Below are 19,608 nucleotides of genomic sequence, written 5' to 3' on the forward strand. Positions count from 1 at the left end.
GGCATGCGGACTGCGCCGTCTCGCAATGCGGTGGCGTGATAATCTGGCGGTCAGTCGAGACGGCTCTGACGACCCGCGGCCCGCATCAAAGGCCGCTTGGGAGACGTGAGGAAGCCGACCGGCTGCGGGAGGGGACCGCAGTCGGACCATGCCGGGCCACCGCCCGGACGGCTCGTCCCCACAATGACGTGGATCATCCCGGCTCCGACGGACAGTGCATCGAACGGCCGGCACCGTGTGGCTGTCATGCTGCGGCGTCCTGTGACGCCGGGCAGCGGCCAGCCATACAATTTCCAGTAATCAGCGCCTTGCTGTGCCCACTCGTGCCACAGCATTGCGGGGCCAACGTTGTCCCCTGTCGCGAATCGACCAGGAGGAAGGACGTTCCGTCATGACTCACCCGACCCACGGCGCCGCCGAGCAGGAGTCCGAAAGGGTACTCTCGCCCTTCGAACGGTTTGCGGCCATGCCCGCCTCTGCCGGCATGTACCGCTCGGACGCCGAGAAGGACGCCTGCGGCCTCGCGATCGTCGCGACGCTGCGCGGCGAAGCCGGGCATGACATCGTCGACGCCGCGCTGCACGCGCTGCGGGCGCTCGAGCACCGTGGCGCCGTCGGCGCCGATGAGGGCACCGGCGACGGCGCGGGCCTCCTCACGCAGCTGCCCGACGCGTTCTTCCGCGCCGTGGTGGACTTCGAGCTGCCGGCCGCCGGACAGTATGCCGCCGGCATCGCCTTCCTCCCCGCCGAGGAGCGCGAGGCGGCGACGGCGCGCGCGGGCATCGAGGCCCTCGCCGAGGCCGAAGGCCTGAAGGTCCTGGGCTGGCGCACGGTCCCGGTGGTCGCGGAGCTCGTCGGGGCGATGGCCCGGGCGTGCATGCCGCACTTCGAGCAGGTGTTCATCGCCTCGGCGACTGGCGAGGAGCTCGGCCGCAACGACCTCGACGGACGTGCCTGGCGGATCCGGAAGCGGGCCCAGAACAAGCACGGCGTCTACTTCCCGTCGCTCTCGTCACGCACGATCGTCTACAAGGGCATGCTCACCACAGCCCAGCTCGAGCCGTTCTACCCGGACCTCTCGGACGACCGCTTCGCCACCAAGCTCGCCATCGTGCACTCGCGCTTCTCCACGAACACGTTCCCGTCCTGGCCGCTCGCGCAGCCCTTCCGGACGATTGCGCACAACGGCGAGATCAACACCGTCAAGGGCAACCGCAACTGGATGCGCGCGCGCCAGTCGCAGCTGGGCAGCCCGCTGCTGGGCGACGCCCCCGAGGAGCTCTTCCCCATCTGCACCCCGGGCGCCTCGGACTCCGCGTCGTTCGACGAGGTCGCGGAGCTCCTGTGGCTCTCGGGCCGCCCGATCACGCACTCGATCATGATGATGATCCCCGAGGCGTGGGAGAACCACACCTCGATGGACCCCGCGCGCCGGGCCTTCTACGAGTACCACTCCCTCCTGATGGAGCCGTGGGATGGCCCCGCTGCCGTCTCCTTCACCGATGGCACGGTCGTCGGCGCGACCCTGGACCGCAACGGACTCCGTCCCTGCCGCTACTGGGTGACCGAGGACGGGCTCGTCGTGTTCGCGTCCGAGGTGGGCGTGGTCGACGTCGTGCCCTCGAAGGTCGTCAAGAAGGGACGCGTCTCGCCCGGCAAGATGTTCGTGGTGGACACCGACGCGGGCCGGATCATCGACGATGAAGAGGTCAAGGCAGAGATCTCCGGCTCGAACCCCTGGGGCGAGTGGCTCAAGCAGAACGTGATCCGGCTCGCCGAGCTCCCGGAGCGCGAGCACGTGATCCATACGCCGCAGTCGGTCAACGTCCGCCAGCGCACGTTCGGGTACACGCAGGAGGAGCTCCGCATCCTCGTCGGGCCGATGGCCCGCACCGGCGCCGAACCGATCGGCGCGATGGGCTCGGACACCCCGGTGGCTGTCCTGTCCAAGCGCCCGCGCCTCCTGTTCGACTACTTCGTGCAGTCCTTCGCGCAGGTGACCAATCCGCCGCTCGATGCGATCCGCGAGGAGCTCGTGACGAGCCTCAACGGCGCAATCGGTCCCAACGGCAACCTCCTGAACACGGAGCGCGTCAAGGAGAAGCAGGTCATCCTGCCGTTCCCGGTCATCAACAACGACCAGCTCGCGAAGATCGCGAACATGGAGGCCGAGGCCGGGGAGAACAGAGGCGACCGGATCGCCGTCAAGATCCGCGGCCTGTACCGGCCGGAGGGCGGCGAGGCGGCCCTGCGCGCGCGCCTGACGGAGATCTGCGAGCAGGTGTCGGGCGCGATCAACCGCGGGGTCCAGTACATCGTCCTCTCGGACCGCGACTCGAACGCCCAGTGGGCGCCCATCCCGTCGCTCCTGCTGCTCTCCGCGGTCCACCACCACCTGCTGCGCAGTGCCAACCGCACCAAGACCGCCCTGGTGGTCGAGGCCGGCGACGTGCGCGAGGTGCACCACGTCGCGGTGCTCCTGGGCTACGGGGCGTCCGCCGTGAACCCTTACCTGGCCATGGAGTCCGTCGAGGAGCTCATCCGTTCGGGCGACCTGCCGGGCGTGACCCCCGAGGACGGCGTCTACAACCTCATCAAGGGCCTCGGCAAGGGTGTCCTGAAGATCATGTCCAAGATGGGCATCTCGACCGTCGCGTCGTACTGCGGCGCGCAGACGTTCGAGGCCCTCGGCCTGTCGCAGGACCTCGTGGACGAGTTCTTCGCCGGCACCCACAGCCAGCTCGGCGGCGTCGGGCTCGATGTCATCGCCGCGGAGGTCGCGGCGCGGCACGAGATGGCGTACCCGTCGTCAGGTGTCGAGCAGGCCCACCGCCCGCTCCTGAACGGTGGCGAGTACCAGTGGCGCCGGGACGGAGAGCCCCACCTCTTCAACCCCGAGACCGTCTTCCGGCTCCAGCACTCCACGCGCGAGCGCCGGTACGACGTGTTCAAGGCGTACACGAACGGGGTCGACGACCAGTCCCGGAACCTCATGACCCTCCGGGGCCTGCTGCGGTTCAAGGACGGGGTCCGCCCCGCGGTCCCGATCGAGGAGGTCGAACCGGTCTCGAGCATCGTCAAGCGGTTCTCCACGGGTGCCATGAGCTACGGCTCGATCTCCAAGGAGGCCCACGAGACCCTCGCCATCGCGATGAACCGCCTCGGCGGCAAGTCGAACACCGGCGAGGGCGGCGAAGACGTCGACCGCCTGCTGGACCCAGAGCGGCGCTCCGCGATCAAGCAGGTCGCCTCGGGCCGGTTCGGTGTCACGAGCCTGTACCTGACGAACGCCACGGACATCCAGATCAAGATGGCCCAGGGCGCCAAGCCGGGCGAGGGCGGCCAGCTCATGGCCCAGAAGGTCTACCCGTGGGTTGCCCGGACGCGGCACTCCACCCCTGGCGTGGCCCTCATCTCCCCGCCGCCGCACCACGACATCTACTCGATCGAGGACCTCGCCCAGCTCATCTACGACTGCAAGCGGGCCAACCCGAGCGCGCGCGTGCACGTCAAGCTCGTCTCCGAGGTCGGCATCGGCACCGTTGCTGCCGGCGTCACGAAGGCGAAGGCCGACGTCGTGCTCGTCTCCGGGCACGACGGCGGAACCGGCGCCTCGCCGCTGAACTCGCTCAAGCACGCGGGCGTTCCGTGGGAGCTGGGCCTCGCCGAGACGCAGCAGACGCTCATGCTCAATGGGCTCCGCGACCGCGTCGTGGTCCAGGTCGACGGCCAGCTCAAGACCGGCCGCGACGTCGTGATCGCGGCTCTGCTGGGCGCCGAGGAGTACGGCTTCGCGACCGCGCCCCTCGTCGTCTCGGGCTGCATCATGATGCGCGTCTGCCACCTCGACACCTGCCCCGTCGGCGTCGCGACGCAGAACCCCGAGCTCCGGGCGCGCTTCTCCGGCAAGCCGGAGTTCGTGGTGAACTTCTTCGAGTTCATTGCCGAGGAGATCCGCGAGATCCTCGCCGAGCTCGGCTTCCGCTCCCTCGAAGAGGCGATCGGCCACTCCGAGTTCCTGGACACGCGCCAGGCCATCGACCACTGGAAGGCGGAGGGGCTGGACCTCTCGCCCATCCTGACCGGCCTCGACTTCGATGACGACGCCCCGCTGCGCAACATGACGGGGCAGAACCACGAGCTCGAGAAGCACTTCGATGCGCAGCTCATCGAGATGTCCGCCGATGCCCTCAACGACCGCAGCCCGGTCAAGATCAGCCTGCCCGTGGTGAACACCGACCGATCGGTCGGGACGATGCTCGGGCACGCGGTCACGAAGGCGTTCGGCACCGACACCCTCGCGACGGACACGATCGACATCACCCTCACCGGCACGGCCGGGCAGTCCCTCGGGGCCTTCCTCCCGGCAGGGATCACCCTGCGCCTCTTCGGCGACTCGAACGACTACGTCGGCAAGGGCCTGTCCGGCGGCCGGGTGATCGTCCGCCCCGACCGCACGAACGTGTTCCCCGCGGAGCGCAACGTGATCGCGGGCAACGTCATCGGCTACGGCGCGACGAGCGGCGAGCTGTTCCTGCGCGGCCAGGTGGGCGAGCGGTTCCTCGTGCGCAACTCGGGCGCCACCGCCGTCGTCGAGGGCATCGGCGACCACGGCTGCGAGTACATGACGGGTGGGCAGGCGCTCATCCTCGGACGCACGGGGCGCAACTTCGGTGCCGGCATGTCCGGAGGAACCGCCTTCGTCCTCGACCTCAAGCCCGAGCGCGTCAACAAGCAGGCCCTCGACGCCGGAGAGCTCACGCTCCTGGCGCTCGACGACGAGGACCGCGACATCGTGCGCGGCCTCCTCGCGAAGCACATCGAGGAGACCGAGTCGGCCCTTGCCCAGCGGCTGCTCGAGAACTTCGACGACACGGCGGCGAGGATCACTAAGGTCCTCCCGCGCGACTACGCAGCAGTCCTGCAGACCCGTCTGGCCGCCCTCGACGAGGGGCTGGACCCGGACGGCGAAGAAGTTTGGTCTCGCATCCTGGAGGTGACCGGTGGCTGACCCACGCGGATTCCTGAAAGTCCGGCAGCGTGAGACGCAGCCGCGGCGCCCCGTTCCCGTCCGCATCATGGACTGGAAGGAAGTCTACGAAGCCCAGGAGAAGGGCGTCCTCAAGCGCCAGGCTGGCCGCTGCATGGACTGCGGCGTGCCGTTCTGCCACCACGGCTGCCCCCTCGGCAACCTCATCCCCGAGTGGAACGACCTGACGTGGCGCGGGAAGGGCGCAGACGCCTCCGAGCGCCTGCACGCGACCAACAACTTCCCCGAGTTCACCGGGCGGCTGTGCCCCGCTCCCTGTGAGAGCTCGTGCGTCCTCGGCATCAACCAGCCCGCTGTGACGATCAAGCAGATCGAGGTCTCGATCGCCGAGGAGGCCTTCGGCGAGGGCTGGGTCGAGCCGCTTCCTCCGGCGCGCCTCACGGGCAAGACGGTCGCCGTCGTCGGCTCGGGCCCCGCGGGGCTCGCCGCGGCGCAGCAGCTCACCCGGGTCGGGCACACCGTCGCGGTGTACGAGCGCGACGACAAGATCGGCGGCCTCCTGCGCTACGGCATCCCCGACTTCAAGATGGAGAAGGAGGTGCTGGACCGCCGCCTCGGCCAGATGAAGGCCGAGGGGACGCGGTTCCGCACCGGCGTGGCGGTCGGCCAGGACGTGAGCTGGGACCAGCTCCGCCGCCGGTACGACGCCGTCGTGGTCGCGACCGGCGCGACTGTCCCGCGGGATCTGGCGATCCCCGGGCGCGAGCTGGACGGCGTTCACTTCGCGATGGACTACCTCGTGCAGGCCAACCGGGTCTGCGCCGGGGAGACCGTCCCGGGCCAGATCGATGCGCGCGGCAAGCACGTCGTCATCCTCGGCGGCGGCGACACCGGAGCGGACTGCATCGGCACGGCGCACCGTCAGCAGGCGGCGTCCGTGACTACGCTCGCCATCGGCAAGCAGCCACCGTCCGAGCGTCCCGCGCACCAGCCCTGGCCCATGTTCCCGAACCTCTTCGAGGTGGCCAGCGCCCACGAGGAAGGCGGTGAGCGCACGTATCTCGCGTCGACCGTCGAGTTCGTGGGGGAGAACGGGCGCCTCACGGGCCTCAAGGTCGCCGAGACCGAGTACGTCGACGGGAAGCGCCTTCCGAAGGCCGGCACCGAGCGGGTCATCCCGGCCGACCTCGTCTTCCTCGCGCTGGGCTTCACCGGGGCCGAGCCGGCGGGCCTCACGGAGCAGGTCAGCGCTCCCTTCGACGCCCGCGGCAACGTGGCGCGCGATGCCTCGTACATGACCGAGGTCCCCGGCATCTTCGTCGCCGGCGATGCCGGTCGCGGCCAGTCGCTCATCGTGTGGGCGATCGCCGAGGGCCGCGCTGCGGCCGCCGCCGTCGACCGGCACCTCATGGGCACGACCAGCCTTCCCGCTCCGGTCGCCCCCACGGACCGCGCTATCGCCGTCCTCTAGACATCAGGCGGGGCGGTCGTGTCCGCCCCGCCTGTCCTTCCTGCTTGCTTCACCCCGACTGTTCACCCCTCTGCTCCCGACGCAGAATCCGCTCGACATTAGGGTTAGGTATATGAGACGCGCGAAGATCGTGGCAACCTTCGGCCCGGCCATCTCCACGTATGAGAAGACACTCGCCGTGATCGAGGCAGGTGTGGACGTGGCTCGCATGAACATGAGCCACGGCGACTACTCGGTGCACGACATCACCTACGAGAACGTCCGCAAGGCCTCCGCCGAGCTCGGCAAGGCGGTGGGCATCATGGCAGACCTCCAGGGGCCCAAGATCCGCCTCGGACGGTTCTCCGACGGGCCGCACGAGCTCGCCGTGGGCGACGTCTTCACCATCACCACCGAAGACGTGCCCGGCACGAAGGACATCTGCTCGACCACACTCAAGAGCCTCACCGAGGACGTCAAGGTCGGCGACACCCTCCTGATCGACGACGGCAAGGTCGCGCTGCGGGCCACCGCGGTCGACGACGTGAAGGTCGTCACCGAGGTCACGGTGGGCGGCACCGTGTCCAACAACAAGGGCATCAACCTCCCTGGCGTCGCCGTCAACGTTCCCGCCCTGAGCGAGAAGGACGAGGGCGACCTGCGCTGGGCCCTCAAGCGCGGGGTCGACTACGTCGCCCTGTCGTTCGTCCGCGACGCCAGCGACATCCGCCGTGTGCACGAGATCATGGAGGAGGAGGGCCGCCGCGCCCCCGTCATTGCCAAGATCGAGAAGCCGCAGGCCGTGGACCAGCTGCACGAGATCATCGACACGTTCGACGCCATCATGGTCGCGCGCGGCGACCTCGGAGTCGAGCTCCCGCTCGAGCAGGTTCCGCTCGTGCAGAAGCGGGCCATCGAGCTCGCGCGGCGCTGGGCCAAGCCTGTGATCGTCGCAACCCAGGTCCTCGAGTCGATGATCGACAGCCCGCGCCCCACGCGTGCCGAGGCCTCTGACTGTGCGAACGCCGTGCTCGACGGCGCCGACGCCGTCATGCTCTCGGGCGAGACGAGCGTGGGCGCCTACCCGATTGAGACTGTCAAGACGATGGCGAAGATCATCGAGTCCACGGAGGAGCACGGGCTCGAGCGCGTCCCGCCGCTCGGCTCCCAGCCCAAGACGCGCGGAGGGGCGATCACCCGCGCCGCCGTCGCGATCGCCGACCAGCTGGACGCGAAGTACATCTGCACCTTCACCCAGTCCGGCGACTCGGCGCGCCGCCTGAGCCGTCTGCGGCCGCAGAAGCCGGTCTTCGCCTTCACGCCGCTGACGTCCACGCTGAACATCCTGAGCCTGTGCTGGGGCATCCAGCCCCGGATGGTGGACTTCGCGGCCCACACCGACCAGATGATCGCACAGGTCGACGAGTACCTCCTGCGTGCAGGCCTTGCCACGCCCAACGACCTGGTCGTCGTCGCGGCCGGATCCCCTCCCGGGGTCGCGGGCTCGACCAACGCGCTGCGCGTGCACAAGGTGGGCGACCTGGCCGACGCCGGCCAGCTCCTCGAGGGTGCCGCGGCGCCTGCCCGCGAACAGGTCGGCCCGTGGCCGCTCCCGACGGAGCCGCGCCGCGAGTCCATCTGACGGCACGGAGAGCGCAAGCTGCAGCGAAGGGCGGCACCCGGGACCGGGTGCCGCCCTTCGCGGTGTCTGGGTGGGGTCTAGCTGACCTGGTTGATGATCGTCTCGGCGACCTCGCGCATGCTGAGGCGGCGGTCCATCGAGGTCTTCTGGATCCAGCGGAACGCCTCGGGCTCGGTCAGGCCCATCTTGGTGATGAGCAGGCTCTTGGCACGCTCGACGAGCTTGCGGGTGGCGAACTGCTCCTTCAGGTCCGTCACCTCCGCCTCGAGGGCCTTGATCTCCTCGTGGCGCGAGAGCGCGATCTCGATCGCGGGGATCAGGTCGTTCGGGGTGAACGGCTTGACCACGTACGCCATGGCTCCGGCATCGCGAGCGCGCTCGACGAGCTCCTTCTGGCTGAAGGCCGTGAGCAGGACGACGGGGGAGATGCGTGCCTTGACGATCCTCTCGGCCGCGGTGATGCCGTCCATGACGGGCATCTTGACGTCCATGAGCACGAGGTCGGGCTTGAGCTCCTCGGCGAGCTGCACTGCGCGCTCGCCATTGTCCGCCTCGGCCACGACGTCGAAGCCCTCGCCGCGGAGGATCTCGATGATGTCGAGCCGTATGAGGGTCTCGTCCTCGGCGACGACGACGCGGCGCGCCGTCGCGGAGGCGGCCCTCTCTGCGGAAGGGGCTGCCTGGGGGGTCTTGTCGGACACGCGGGCTCCTCGGGTCAGGGGATACTCTGACGTTGATCCTACCGGCGCGTGGCCTGACTCCGCTTCCCTGCGGGAGGGGATGGGCAGGCAGCGCCGGGAAGGCCCGGAGAAGGTAGAGTTGTCGGGCAGGCCCGAGTGGCGGAATTGGCAGACGCGCCGCCCTCAAAATGCGGTATCGAAAGGTGTGTGGGTTCGAGTCCCACCTCGGGCACGTCCAGCGCGGGCCCCGGCAGTGAGCCGGGGCCCGCACTCGTCAGGCGGCGCGGGAGCCCGCAGTGGCGCGCTAGTATGGCTAGGCTGCAGCCCAGCCGCCGCGTCAAGTCCTTTGACGCGAACTGTTCATGAACGTACCGTGAACACGGGCGATCCACGGGCTCCTTTCCCTGACCTCAACCCCGAAGGGCACTGCGGGTGGACATCACCGCCATGATCGTGCTGGTCATCGTACTGGCGCTCTTCTTCGACTTCACCAACGGCTTCCACGACACCGCCAATGCCATGGCCACGCCGATCGCTACCGGTGCGATCACCCCGCGCAAGGCCGTGGCACTGGCTGCCGTGCTGAACCTCGTGGGCGCCTTCCTCTCGACAGAGGTGGCCAAGACCATCTCCGGCGGGCTCATCAGGGAGGGGGAACAGGGCATCCACATCACCCCCGAAGTCATCTTCGCGGGCCTCATGGGCGCCGTCATGTGGAACATGTTCACATGGCTCCGGGGGCTCCCGTCGAGCTCGTCCCACGCGCTGTTCGGTGGCCTCATCGGTGCAGCGGTCGTCGGCATGGGCCTGCACGCCGTGAACTTCGAGACCCTCGTGGCGAAGGTCATCCTCCCCGCCGTCGCGGCCCCCATCATCGCGGGCTTCGCTGCCTGGCTCACGACCCGCATGGCGTACGCGCTCACCGCACGCCGCGACGCCGAGGGAAGCAAACTGCGGCAGGGGCGGGGAACCTTCCGCGTGGGCCAGGTCTTCACCTCGAGCCTCGTGGCCCTGTCCCATGGCACGAACGACGCGCAGAAGACGATGGGCATCATCACGCTGGTCCTCATCGCCGGCGGCGAGCAGCAGGTCGGCACCGGTCCTCAGCTCTGGGTCATCGCGGCATGTGCCGCCGCGATCGCCGTCGGAACGTACGCGGGCGGTTGGAGGATCATCCGCACGCTGGGCACCGGGCTGACAGAGGTCCGGCCCGCCCAGGGCTTCTCGGCCGAATCGAGCACCGCGGCCGCGATCCTCGCCTCGTCCCACCTCGGCTTCGCGCTCTCCACGACCCAGGTCGCCTCGGGCTCGGTGATCGGCTCCGGCCTGGGCAGGCGCGGCACGAGCGTCCGCTGGGGAACCGCGGGAAGGATTGCGCTCGGCTGGGTGCTGACGCTGCCCGCCGCGGCCCTCGTGGGCGGCCTGGCTGCCCTGCTGATCGCTCTCGGCACGCCCGGAGTGCTCGCCACCGCAGTCCTCGGCACCATCGCTGTCGTGTGGATGTTCGTCGTCTCCCAGCGCCAGAAGGTGGCACACCACAACGTGGTCGAGGTCGAGGAGGCCGGCGAAGCCGTGGCCTTCCCGCGCCGAAAGCGCCGCTTCACCTCGAGGGGGACCGCATGAGCATCAAGTGGGCTGAGCTCGCCGTCGTCGCACTGGCCACCGTGGTGGGCTCCGGCGTCGTCGTCCTCCTCTACTCTCTCGGTGTCCGGCTCTCCGCCGTCGCGGGGGACCGTCCCCAGGGCGGAGGCCTGCCGCGAGCGGCCGCCGTGGTGTGCTTCGCCCTGTGCGGGGCGGCGGTGCTCTTCGGGATCTACCTCATCATCCCGTACTTCCACTCCTGACCCGCTGCCGTGCGGACCGCCGGATAGGCTGGGGCCCATGGCGGACTTCGTGTACTTCGTGGGCAGCAGTCTGGACGGCTACATCGCCTCGGACGGCGGCGACCTCGCATGGCTCGAGCAGTTCAACGAGGTCGAGGGGGTCGCGGCCGCGTACGAGGCCTTCGAAGCCGGGGTGGGCTGCGTGGTCATGGGCGGCGACACCTACGAGTGGGTGCGCGCCCACGCGAAGGACGGGTGGCCGTACCGCGTCCCGTGCTGGGTCTTCACCCACCACGAGCTCGGCACGGACGACGGCGCCGACGTCGTGCTCGTGCGGGGCAGCGTGCAGATGTTCGCCGACGAGCTCCGCAGGGACGCCGGAGACAAGGACGTGTACATCGTCGGCGGCGGGTCGCTCGCCGGGGAGTTCCTCTCCGCCGGGCTCATCGACCGGATCGTGCTCACCCTCGTGCCCGTCGCACTCGGCGGGGGCGTGCCCCTGTTCGGCGGAAACCCCCTCGGGGTGCCGGCGGGATTCACCCTCGAGAGCGTGGTCGAGCGCGGAGGGACGGTGGAACTCGCCTACAGGGCGGCCTGACCCCCGCGCTCCGGACGGCCTCCCTGCCGCCTCCCGCCCTGGCCTTCCGGAGTACGGCCCGCCGGCGGATTGTCCCGGAGCAGGTTCGTGATGCGCGCTGTGGAGAGCCGGTGGCCCTCCTCGTCGGTCATCACGATCTCGTGCGTCGCGAGGGTGCGCCCGAGGTGGACCGCCGTGCAGGTGCCCCTGACCAGCCCGCGCACGGCGGGGCGGTGGTGTGTCGCGTTCAGGTCGACGCCGACCGCATGCCGTCCGGGCCCGGCGTGGAGCGACGCCGCGAACGAGCCGAGGGTCTCGGCGAGGACCGCGTGGGCGCCCCCGTGCAGGATGCCCGCGACCTGGGTGTTGCCCGCGACGGGCATCGTCGCGACCGCGCGCTCGGCCGTGAGCTCCTCGAACACGATGCCCAGCTTGACCACGAGCGCACCGACGCCGCGGTCTGCCAGCCAGGGCCTGAGGTGCTCGGGGACGCCGGCGGCTTCGAGCTCGGCGGCGAGCGCCGCCGAGCGGTCCCCGTCGCCAGCCTCTGCGGGGGCGTCGACGGCGGGCGGGGGCGCAGCGGCGCGGCTGAAATTGTCGTGCATGGCCACTAGGCTGGCACCCGTGACTGAAACCAGCAAAACCCTCCCCGCGCGCGTCCCCACCAGCACTGCAGGGGGGCCCGGCGCCGGGCGGCCGAGGCTGCTGGTCCTCGACGGGCACTCGATGGCGTTCCGCGCGTTCTTCGCACTGCCGGCCGAGAGCTTCGTCAACGCCGAAGGTCAGCACACCAACGCGATCCACGGCTTCACGTCCATGCTCATCAACCTCGTGCGGGACCAGGAGCCCACCCACGTCGCGGTCGCGTTCGACGTCAGCGACGAGACCACCCACCGCCGGACCGAGTACAGCGAGTACAAGGCTGGCCGCAACGCGACGCCCGCCGAGTTCTCCGGCCAGATCGACTACATCAAGAAGGTCATGGCGGCCCTCGGCATCCGCACCCTCGAGCTCCCGGGCCACGAGGCGGACGACATCCTCGCGACCCTTGCCGCGCAGGGCGCGGCCGCGGGCTTCGAGGTCCTCCTGGTCTCGGGGGACCGGGACACGTTCCAGCTCGTCAACGACCACGTCTCCGTCCTCTACCCGCGCAAGGGCGTGAGCGACATCCCCCGGATGGACGCCGCCGCCATCGAGGAGAAGTACTTCGTCCCGCCCGCCCGGTACCCGGACCTGGCGGCGCTCGTCGGCGAGTCCGCCGACAACCTCCCGGGCGTCCCCGGCGTGGGGCCCAAGACAGCGGCGAAGTGGATCACCCAGTACGACGGGATCGAGGGCGTCCTCGAGCACGCGGGGGAGATCAAGGGCAAGGCGGGGGAGTCCCTGCGGGCCAACCTCGAGTCCGTGGAGCGCAACCGCAGGCTCAACCGCCTCCTGACGGACCTCGAGCTGCCGCTGACGCTGGACGACCTCGCCGACCCCCGCCCCGAGCGAGCCGCGGTCGAGGCCCTGTTCGACGAACTCGAGTTCAAGGCGCTGCGGACGCGCGTCTACGACGTCTTCGGCACGGAGGGCCCTGTGGCGGGGGAGGACGAGTTCCATGTCCCGCCCCACACCGTTCCCGCCGACGACGACGCCCTCGCCGCCTCGCTCGCGGCACTCGCCGAAGGCGCGGCGGCAGCGGGCGGGAGGCCCGTCGCTGTCGCCGTGCGCACGGACGGCGGAACCCCCCGGCCGGCTGCCGAGTCCGTCGCGCTCGCGACGAAGGAGGCCGCCGTCGTCGTGCCCCTCGACGGGGCGCTCCCTTGCCCGCTCGTTGCGTGGCTGGCCGACCCGGCGGTGCCCAAGGCGATGGCCGAGTACAAGGAAGGCGCCAAGGCGCTGAGGGCGCTCGGGGCGGAGGTGGAGGGGGTCGTCGACGACGTCTCGATCTCCGGCTACCTCGCGGAGCCGGACCGCCGCTCGTACGCCCTGGCCGACCTCGCCCAGCACCACCTCGGGATCGAGCTCGCCGCGGGGGCGCCGACCGCGGGCCAGCTCGCGCTCGACCTCGCCGGAGCCGAGGCCGCGGCGGCAGCGATGGCGCGGCAGGCCGCCGTCGTGCGCGCCCTCCATGACGAGCTCGCGCCGCAGCTGACGGAGCTGGGCGCGGCCGCGCTGCTGCAGGACATGGAGCTTCCGCTCTCCCGGGTCCTGCTCGACATGGAGTGGGCCGGCATCACGGTCGACGTGCCCCAGATCGACGCGCTCATGGACGAGCTCGGCGCCACGAGCGAGGCCGCCGCCGAGGCGGCGTACGCGGCGATCGGGCACAAGGTCAACCTTGGGTCCCCCAAGCAGCTCCAGGCTGTCCTCTTCGAGGAGCTCGAGCTGCCCAAGACGAAGAAGATCAAGACCGGGTACACGACCGACGCAGCCTCCCTCAAGGAGCTGCTGGACAAGACCGGGCACCCGTTCCTCGCTTCGCTCATGGCGCACCGGGAGTCGAGCAAGCTCCGCCAGATGGTCGAGACCCTCAAGAAGGCCGTCACGAAGGACGGGCGGATCCACACCACGTACGCCCAGACCATCGCGGCCACGGGACGCCTGTCCTCGAACAACCCCAACCTCCAGAACATCCCGATCCGGAGCGAGGAGGGCCGCCGCGTCCGCGACGTGTTCGTCGCCGGCGAGGGCTACGAGTCGCTGCTGTCGGCGGACTACTCGCAGATCGAGATGCGCATCATGGCCCACCTCTCGGGGGACGAGGGGCTCATCGAGGCCTACCGCTCGGGCGAGGACCTGCACCGCTTCGTCGGCTCGCGGATCTTCCATGTGGCGCCGGCGGACGTCACCAGCGAGATGCGCTCTAAGGTCAAGGCCATGTCCTACGGCCTGGCCTACGGGCTCTCGTCGTTCGGCCTCTCCAAGCAGCTCGAGATCTCGGTCGACGAGGCGCGCACGCTCATGAAGGACTACTTCGACCGCTTCGGCGCCGTGCGTGACTACCTGCGCGGCGTCGTCGAGCAGGCCCGCCAGGACGGCTTCACGCAGACGATCTTCGGCCGCCGCCGCTACCTGCCGGACCTCACGAGCCCCAACCGGGTGCACCGCGAGCTCGCGGAGCGCATCGCGCTGAACTCGCCGATCCAGGGCTCGGCGGCGGACATCATCAAGCGGGCCATGATCGGGGTAGAGGGCCAGCTGAAGGAGCGCGGCCTCGGGTCGCGGCTGCTGCTGCAGATCCACGACGAACTCGTGGTCGAGGTCGCCCCGGGCGAGGAGGCCGCGGTGCGGGAGGTCGTCGAGCAGGAGATGGGCTCGGCGGCGGACCTGAGCGTCCCGCTCGATGTGCAGATCGGCGTGGGGCGGACGTGGAACGAGGCCGGGCATTGACCGAGGTCCCTCCGTCGGTGGGCAGCCCGGAGGCGGGCCGCTACGAGATCCGCCGCTTCCGGGCAGCCGACTCCGCCAGTCAAGATTTCCCCGCGACCGCGGAATGGATCCGGGCCGTGAACTACGGGTTCTACAAGAAGGCACTCGCCGACGCGCACGTGGCCAAGACCGCCGCCGCGTACCGCGTCGACGGCCGCGAGCTCACGGCGGTGTACGAGACGGGGCCGGCCCCTGCGGCGGCCCTTTCCCCCGACGGGCCGATCGCGACCTTCGCCTCGATGCGCAAGACCCTCAACGCCGGCTACGGCCGGCTCGTGCCCGCGCACCTCGTCACCGCTGTCACGGTGCGCACCGACCACCGGCGCCGGGGCCTCCTGCGCAGGCTCATGGTGGAGGACCTGGGCCGCGCGAAGGCGGACGGCGTCCCTGTGGCAGCCCTCACTGCCTCCGAGGCCTCGATCTACCGCCGCTTCGGCTACGGCGTCGCGACCCACGAGCGCCGCGTCACGGTATCCACCGGGCCTCGCTTCCGCCTCGCCGTCCGGCCCCGCGGACGCGTGATGGCAGCCGAGCCGGGAGCGATGCTCGAGCTCGCACCGACGATCTTCGCCGGTGCCCACCGTACGGTCCCCGGCTCTGTGGACCGCCAGGAGCAGTACACGCTGCACGCCGCCGGCCAGTGGGAGCGCTCGACCGGCGGTGAGGATCCCGGCCTGCGGGTCGCCGTCCACCTCGCCGAGGACGGCACACCGGACGGCTACGCCGCCTACAGGTTCCGCGGATGGTCCCACGAGCCGGCCACCATGGAGCTGCTGGACCTCGTCGCGGCCACACCGGACGCGTACCTGGGCCTGTGGGACTACCTCGGATCGCTCGACCTCATCGACCGCGTGGTCTGGGACGAGGCGCCCGCCGACGACCCCCTCGTCTGGGCGCTCGAGGACTCCCGCGTGGTGCGGGCCGAGACGGCGCGCGACATGCTCTGGCTGCGGATCCTCGACGTCGGGGCTGCGCTCGAGGCGCGCCGCTACGCACACGACGGCGAGCTCATCCTCCGCGTCGACGACGCCCTGGGCCTCGCCGCCGGCCGCTACCGGCTCGCGGTCGTGGACGGAACGGCGACAGTCGAGGCCCTCGGAACGCCGGACGGCGAGGCCCAGGTGTCGCTCGACATCGCGGACCTCTCGTCGGTCTACGTGGGCGGCGTGAGCCCCGTGTCCCTCCTCCAGGCCGGCAGGATCCGCACGGGCGAGTCCTCGCCCGAGGCCGCGCTCGTGCTGGCGCAGATGCTCGCCGTCGAGCGGCCTGCGCACTGCCTCACGCACTTCTGAGCCGCTTTGACCCACCTTGGGCGCGGCGACTAGACTGGACGGGCGCGTAGTACGCGCGTGCGTTCTGCCTGCTGGCCTGACCGGCTGGCGTGCGGGACGCAGCACCACACCAAGACTTCAGCCAGTCTCCGCAACGCGGCCGGCAGCCGGGACGCGGGTCTGACTGACCGACCAACTATCCACATCGGAGCCCCTACTACATGACCATCACCTCCACCTCGACGTCCACCACGCCGCAGGTCGCCATCAACGACATCGGCACCACTGAGGACTTCCTCGCCGCTGTCGACGCCACCATCAAGTACTTCAACGACGGCGACCTCGTGGAAGGAACCGTAGTCAAGGTTGACCGCGACGAGGTCCTGCTCGACATCGGGTACAAGACCGAGGGCGTCATCCCCTCTCGCGAGCTTTCCATCAAGCACGACGTGGACCCGGGCGAGGTTGTCGCCGTCGGTGACCAGGTCGAGGCGCTCGTCCTCACCAAGGAGGACAAGGAAGGCCGCCTGATCCTCTCCAAGAAGCGCGCGCAGTACGAGCGCGCCTGGGGTGACATCGAGAAGATCAAGGAGGAGGACGGCGTCGTCACCGGCACCGTCATCGAGGTGGTCAAGGGTGGCCTCATCCTCGACATCGGCCTCCGTGGCTTCCTCCCGGCCTCGCTCGTCGAGATGCGCCGTGTCCGCGATCTCGCGCCGTACATCGGCCAGAAGATCGAGGCGAAGATCATCGAGCTGGACAAGAACCGCAACAACGTGGTCCTGTCCCGCCGCGCCTGGCTCGAGCAGACCCAGTCCGAGGTCCGCTCCTCCTTCCTCAACAAGCTCGAGAAGGGCCAGGTCCGCCCCGGCGTCGTCTCCTCGATCGTCAACTTCGGTGCGTTCGTGGACCTCGGCGGCGTCGACGGCCTGGTGCACGTCTCGGAGCTGTCCTGGAAGCACATCGACCACCCGTCCGAGGTCGTCGAGGTCGGCCAGGAGGTCACGGTCGAGGTCCTCGAGGTCGATCTCGACCGCGAGCGCGTCTCCCTTTCGCTCAAGGCGACGCAGGAAGACCCGTGGCAGACCTTCGCACGCACGCACGCGCTGGGCCAGGTCGTCCCCGGCAAGGTCACCAAGCTCGTCCCGTTCGGTGCGTTCGTGCGCGTCGAGGACGGCATCGAGGGCCTCGTGCACATCTCGGAGCTGGCGGTCCGCCACGTGGACCTCGCCGAGCAGGTCGTCTCCGTGGGCGACGAGCTCTTCGTCAAGGTCATCGACATCGACCTCGAGCGTCGCCGCATCTCCCTGTCGCTCAAGCAGGCCAACGAGGGCGTGGACCCGGACTCGACCGAGTTCGACCCGGCGCTCTACGGCATGGCCGCGGAGTACGACGAGGAGGGCAACTACAAGTACCCGGAGGGCTTCGACCCGGAGTCCAACGAGTGGCTCGAGGGCTACGAGACGCAGCGCGCCGCGTGGGAGCAGCAGTACGCCGACGCCCAGGCCCGCTGGGAGGCGCACAAGAAGCAGGTCTCGCAGCACCTCGCCGACGACGCCGCCGCGGCGTCCGGCCACGAGTCGATGTCCACGAGCTACTCCTCCGAGGCCGCGTCGACCTCCGAGAGCAGCTCCTCCGGCACGCTCGCGTCCGACGAGGCTCTCGCCGCCCTGCGCGAGAAGCTCACCGGCAACTGAGCTGTAGCCGGCTGACGGTTCGACCGTCTGCATGAAGGGGCGGGTCCTGCGCGAGCAGGGCCCGCCCCTTTCGCGTCCGCACCGGCTCGCGTCAGCGCGCGCTCCCGTGAGCGCGGGTCGCACACAGGGGCCGTTCGACCCTCGCCGGTTCCCGTGCTGCAGGCCTACTGTTGCGGCAGGAAGGCCCGCAGGCAGGAAGGCCGACAGGCGGGAAGCCCCGCAGACGGGAAGGCACGGCAATGACGGCAGTGGTGGTCTACGAGTCCCAGTACGGCAATACCCAGCGCATTGCCGAGGCGATCGCCCGGGGGCTGGGCGGCGGCGCCCGTGCGGTCCATGCCTCGGCGTTCTCGCCCGCAACGCTCGAGCCGGGGGCGTTGCTGGTGGTCGGAAGTCCCATCGTCGGCTGGAAGCCGCTGGAGGGACTGGGCGCCTGGCTCGACGCGCTCGGACCCGGCTCCCTCGACGGCGTGCGCACCGCCGCGTTCGATACCCGCGTCAAGCTGTTCATCCACGGTGACGCCGCCAAGAAGATCGAGCACGCGCTCGAGGCAGCCGGCGGCCAGCGTGCCGCCGATCCCACCTGGTACTACGTCAAGGGCACCGAGGGGCCGCTGCTCGACGGGGAGCTCGAGAAGGCGGAGGCCTGGGGCCGACAGCTCGCGGGCTAGGGGACGTCGACCCAGGAAGTCCCGAGCGCGTCGGCCCGGGCGGATCCGGCCGAGAGGCTCGCCAGCCGCCCTTCAAGGGCCGCGGCCTCCGCATCGGAGTCCTCCACGGCGATCCGCAGGGTGGCGGAGCGCGCGCCGTAGTCGGTGCCGAGGACCACGACACCGGCCGAGCGGAGGTCGTTCTCAAGGCGCGGCGCGACGGCGTGCTCCGTGGCCACGCCGAGGATGCGCAGCCGCTGGCGCCTCACGAGCCGGGCGGTGTCGAGTGCGGAGGACACCGACTCCGAGTACGCCCTGACCAGCCCGCCGGCACCGAGCAGGACACCGCCGAAGTACCTCACAACCACGGCCACGACGTCGCTGAGGTCCGCCGCGCCGTCGTGCGTCTCCCTCTTCAGGAGGGCCTCGAGCATGGGGATGCCCGCGGTGCCGGCAGGCTCGCCGTCGTCGCTGCTGCGCTGGATGGTGCGGTCGGGTCCGAGGACGAAGGCGCTGCAGTGGTGGCGCGCGTCGTGGAACTCGCGCCGCAGCCCGGCCACGAGGTCGCGCGCGTCCCCTTCCGTCTCGACGCGTCGCAGGACCGTGATGAAGCGTGACCGCTTGACCTCGAGCTCGTGGCGGTGCTCGCCGTCGACCGTCGTGTAGCGCGCGGCATGGCTCGGTGTCTCGGTCACCGCACAAGTCTAGGCGGCGGCTCGTCCGCGCTAGGCTGGGGCCGTGCTGAGGGTTGGACTGACAGGCGGAATCGCCTCGGGGAAGTCGGAGGTTGCGCGGCGGCTCGCCGAGCGTGGCGCGGTCCTCGTGGACGCGGACGTGCTCGCGCGCGAGGCCGTCGCGCCCGGTTCGGAGGGGCTCGCCGAGGTCGTCGCGGCGTTCGGGCCGGGGATCGTGGCCGACGACGGCGGGCTGGACCGGGCGGCGCTGGGCGCCATCGTGTTCGCGGACCCCGCGCGGCGCGAGGTGCTCAACGCGATCGTCCACCCACGCGTGCGGGCGCGCGCGGCCGAGATCGTCGAGCGGGCGGGCAGCCAGGACCCGCGCGCCGTCGTCGTCCAGGACATCCCCCTGCTCGTGGAGACAGGGCAGGCCGGGAACTTCGACCTCGTGGTGGTCGTCGACGCGCCCGACGACGTCCGGGTGGCCCGTCTCGCGGCCAGGAACGGCATGCCCGAGGCCGAGGCGCGCGCCCGCATGGCGGCCCAGGCGACCCGTGAGGAACGCCTCGCGGCCGCCGACCACGTCCTGGAGAACACGGGCACCGTGGAGGAGCTGCGGGCCGCGGTGGACCGGCTGTGGGACGGCGTCCTCGTGCCGGCGGCCGCCCGGTCCGCGCAGGCCGGGTCCTCCGCTTAGCCTGCAGCGAATGCGGACATGCCCTGTCCGCTGCCGGGCG

The 19,608-nt window shown here is 70.4% G+C and carries 14 protein-coding genes and 1 tRNA gene; 12 read left to right on the forward strand and 3 right to left on the reverse strand.

The window, feature by feature from the left end; genetic code table 11:
- Positions 1–391: 391 nt before the first annotated feature.
- The 3 genes from gltB to pyk all read left to right on the forward strand — a co-directional run bounded on the left by gltB (position 392) and on the right by pyk (position 8,082).
- Positions 392–5,011 carry a glutamate synthase large subunit gene (gltB, locus tag CGQ25_RS07135; RefSeq protein ID WP_208712443.1) on the forward strand — a complete coding sequence of 1,540 codons (4,620 nt, stop codon included), beginning with the start codon at positions 392–394 and terminating at the stop codon, positions 5,009–5,011.
- Positions 5,004–6,461, forward strand: coding sequence for a glutamate synthase subunit beta (locus CGQ25_RS07140; protein WP_208712444.1), 1,458 nt, complete (start codon positions 5,004–5,006; stop codon positions 6,459–6,461). Before gltB ends, CGQ25_RS07140 begins: the two co-directional genes overlap by 8 nt.
- Positions 6,462–6,573: 112 nt before the next feature.
- Positions 6,574–8,082 carry a pyruvate kinase gene (pyk, locus tag CGQ25_RS07145; protein ID WP_208712445.1) on the forward strand — a complete coding sequence of 503 codons (1,509 nt, stop codon included), beginning with the start codon at positions 6,574–6,576 and terminating at the stop codon, positions 8,080–8,082.
- Between the two features lie 77 nt (positions 8,083–8,159).
- Here pyk and CGQ25_RS07150 read toward each other — a convergent pair whose 3' ends face one another.
- Entirely contained in the window at positions 8,160–8,783 is a 624-nt protein-coding gene (locus CGQ25_RS07150) for an ANTAR domain-containing response regulator (RefSeq protein ID WP_208712446.1), read from the reverse strand.
- A gap of 129 nt (positions 8,784–8,912) precedes the next feature.
- On the opposite strand from CGQ25_RS07150, the gene CGQ25_RS07155 reads away from it, so the two are divergent.
- The 4 genes from CGQ25_RS07155 to CGQ25_RS07170 all read left to right on the forward strand — a co-directional run bounded on the left by CGQ25_RS07155 (position 8,913) and on the right by CGQ25_RS07170 (position 11,183).
- A tRNA-Leu gene (locus CGQ25_RS07155) sits at positions 8,913–8,994 on the forward strand.
- A gap of 200 nt (positions 8,995–9,194) precedes the next feature.
- Entirely contained in the window at positions 9,195–10,385 is a 1,191-nt protein-coding gene (locus tag CGQ25_RS07160; RefSeq protein ID WP_208712447.1) for an inorganic phosphate transporter, read from the forward strand.
- Positions 10,386–10,387: 2 nt separating this feature from the next.
- Positions 10,388–10,606, forward strand: a complete 219-nt coding sequence (locus CGQ25_RS07165) for a hypothetical protein (RefSeq protein WP_208712960.1) — start codon at positions 10,388–10,390, stop codon at positions 10,604–10,606.
- A gap of 37 nt (positions 10,607–10,643) precedes the next feature.
- Positions 10,644–11,183 carry a dihydrofolate reductase family protein gene (locus tag CGQ25_RS07170; RefSeq protein ID WP_208712448.1) on the forward strand — a complete coding sequence of 180 codons (540 nt, stop codon included), beginning with the start codon at positions 10,644–10,646 and terminating at the stop codon, positions 11,181–11,183.
- Here CGQ25_RS07170 and CGQ25_RS07175 read toward each other — a convergent pair.
- Positions 11,168–11,767, reverse strand: a complete 600-nt coding sequence (locus CGQ25_RS07175) for a hotdog fold thioesterase (protein WP_208712449.1) — start codon at positions 11,765–11,767, stop codon at positions 11,168–11,170. The genes CGQ25_RS07170 and CGQ25_RS07175 overlap by 16 nt on opposite strands.
- A gap of 121 nt (positions 11,768–11,888) precedes the next feature.
- On the opposite strand from CGQ25_RS07175, the gene polA reads away from it, so the two are divergent.
- The 4 genes from polA (at position 11,889) to CGQ25_RS07195 (ending at position 18,215) form a co-directional block, all read left to right on the forward strand.
- Positions 11,889–14,537, forward strand: coding sequence for a DNA polymerase I (polA, locus tag CGQ25_RS07180; protein WP_255405750.1), 2,649 nt, complete (start codon positions 11,889–11,891; stop codon positions 14,535–14,537).
- On the forward strand, positions 14,534–15,868 hold the full coding sequence (locus CGQ25_RS07185) for a GNAT family N-acetyltransferase (protein ID WP_255405642.1): 1,335 nt from the start codon (positions 14,534–14,536) through the stop codon (positions 15,866–15,868). The genes polA and CGQ25_RS07185 overlap by 4 nt, the downstream gene beginning before the upstream one ends.
- Positions 15,869–16,068: 200 nt before the next feature.
- Positions 16,069–17,544 (forward strand): 30S ribosomal protein S1, encoded by a 1,476-nt coding sequence (rpsA, locus tag CGQ25_RS07190; protein WP_208712451.1) that lies wholly within the window; start codon positions 16,069–16,071, stop codon positions 17,542–17,544.
- A gap of 239 nt (positions 17,545–17,783) precedes the next feature.
- Positions 17,784–18,215 (forward strand): flavodoxin family protein, encoded by a 432-nt coding sequence (locus CGQ25_RS07195; RefSeq protein ID WP_208712452.1) that lies wholly within the window; start codon positions 17,784–17,786, stop codon positions 18,213–18,215.
- On the opposite strand, the gene CGQ25_RS07200 is transcribed toward CGQ25_RS07195, so the two are convergent.
- Positions 18,212–18,889, reverse strand: a complete 678-nt coding sequence (locus CGQ25_RS07200) for a YigZ family protein (protein ID WP_208712453.1) — start codon at positions 18,887–18,889, stop codon at positions 18,212–18,214. The two genes, CGQ25_RS07195 and CGQ25_RS07200, sit on opposite strands and share 4 nt — an antisense overlap.
- Positions 18,890–18,932: 43 nt before the next feature.
- On the opposite strand from CGQ25_RS07200, the gene coaE reads away from it, so the two are divergent.
- On the forward strand, positions 18,933–19,568 hold the full coding sequence (gene coaE, locus CGQ25_RS07205) for a dephospho-CoA kinase (RefSeq protein WP_208712454.1): 636 nt from the start codon (positions 18,933–18,935) through the stop codon (positions 19,566–19,568).
- Positions 19,569–19,608 lie beyond the last annotated feature (40 nt).

It is taken from the genome of Sinomonas sp. R1AF57, assembly GCF_002224485.1.
Classification (GTDB): domain Bacteria; phylum Actinomycetota; class Actinomycetes; order Actinomycetales; family Micrococcaceae; genus Sinomonas; species Sinomonas flava.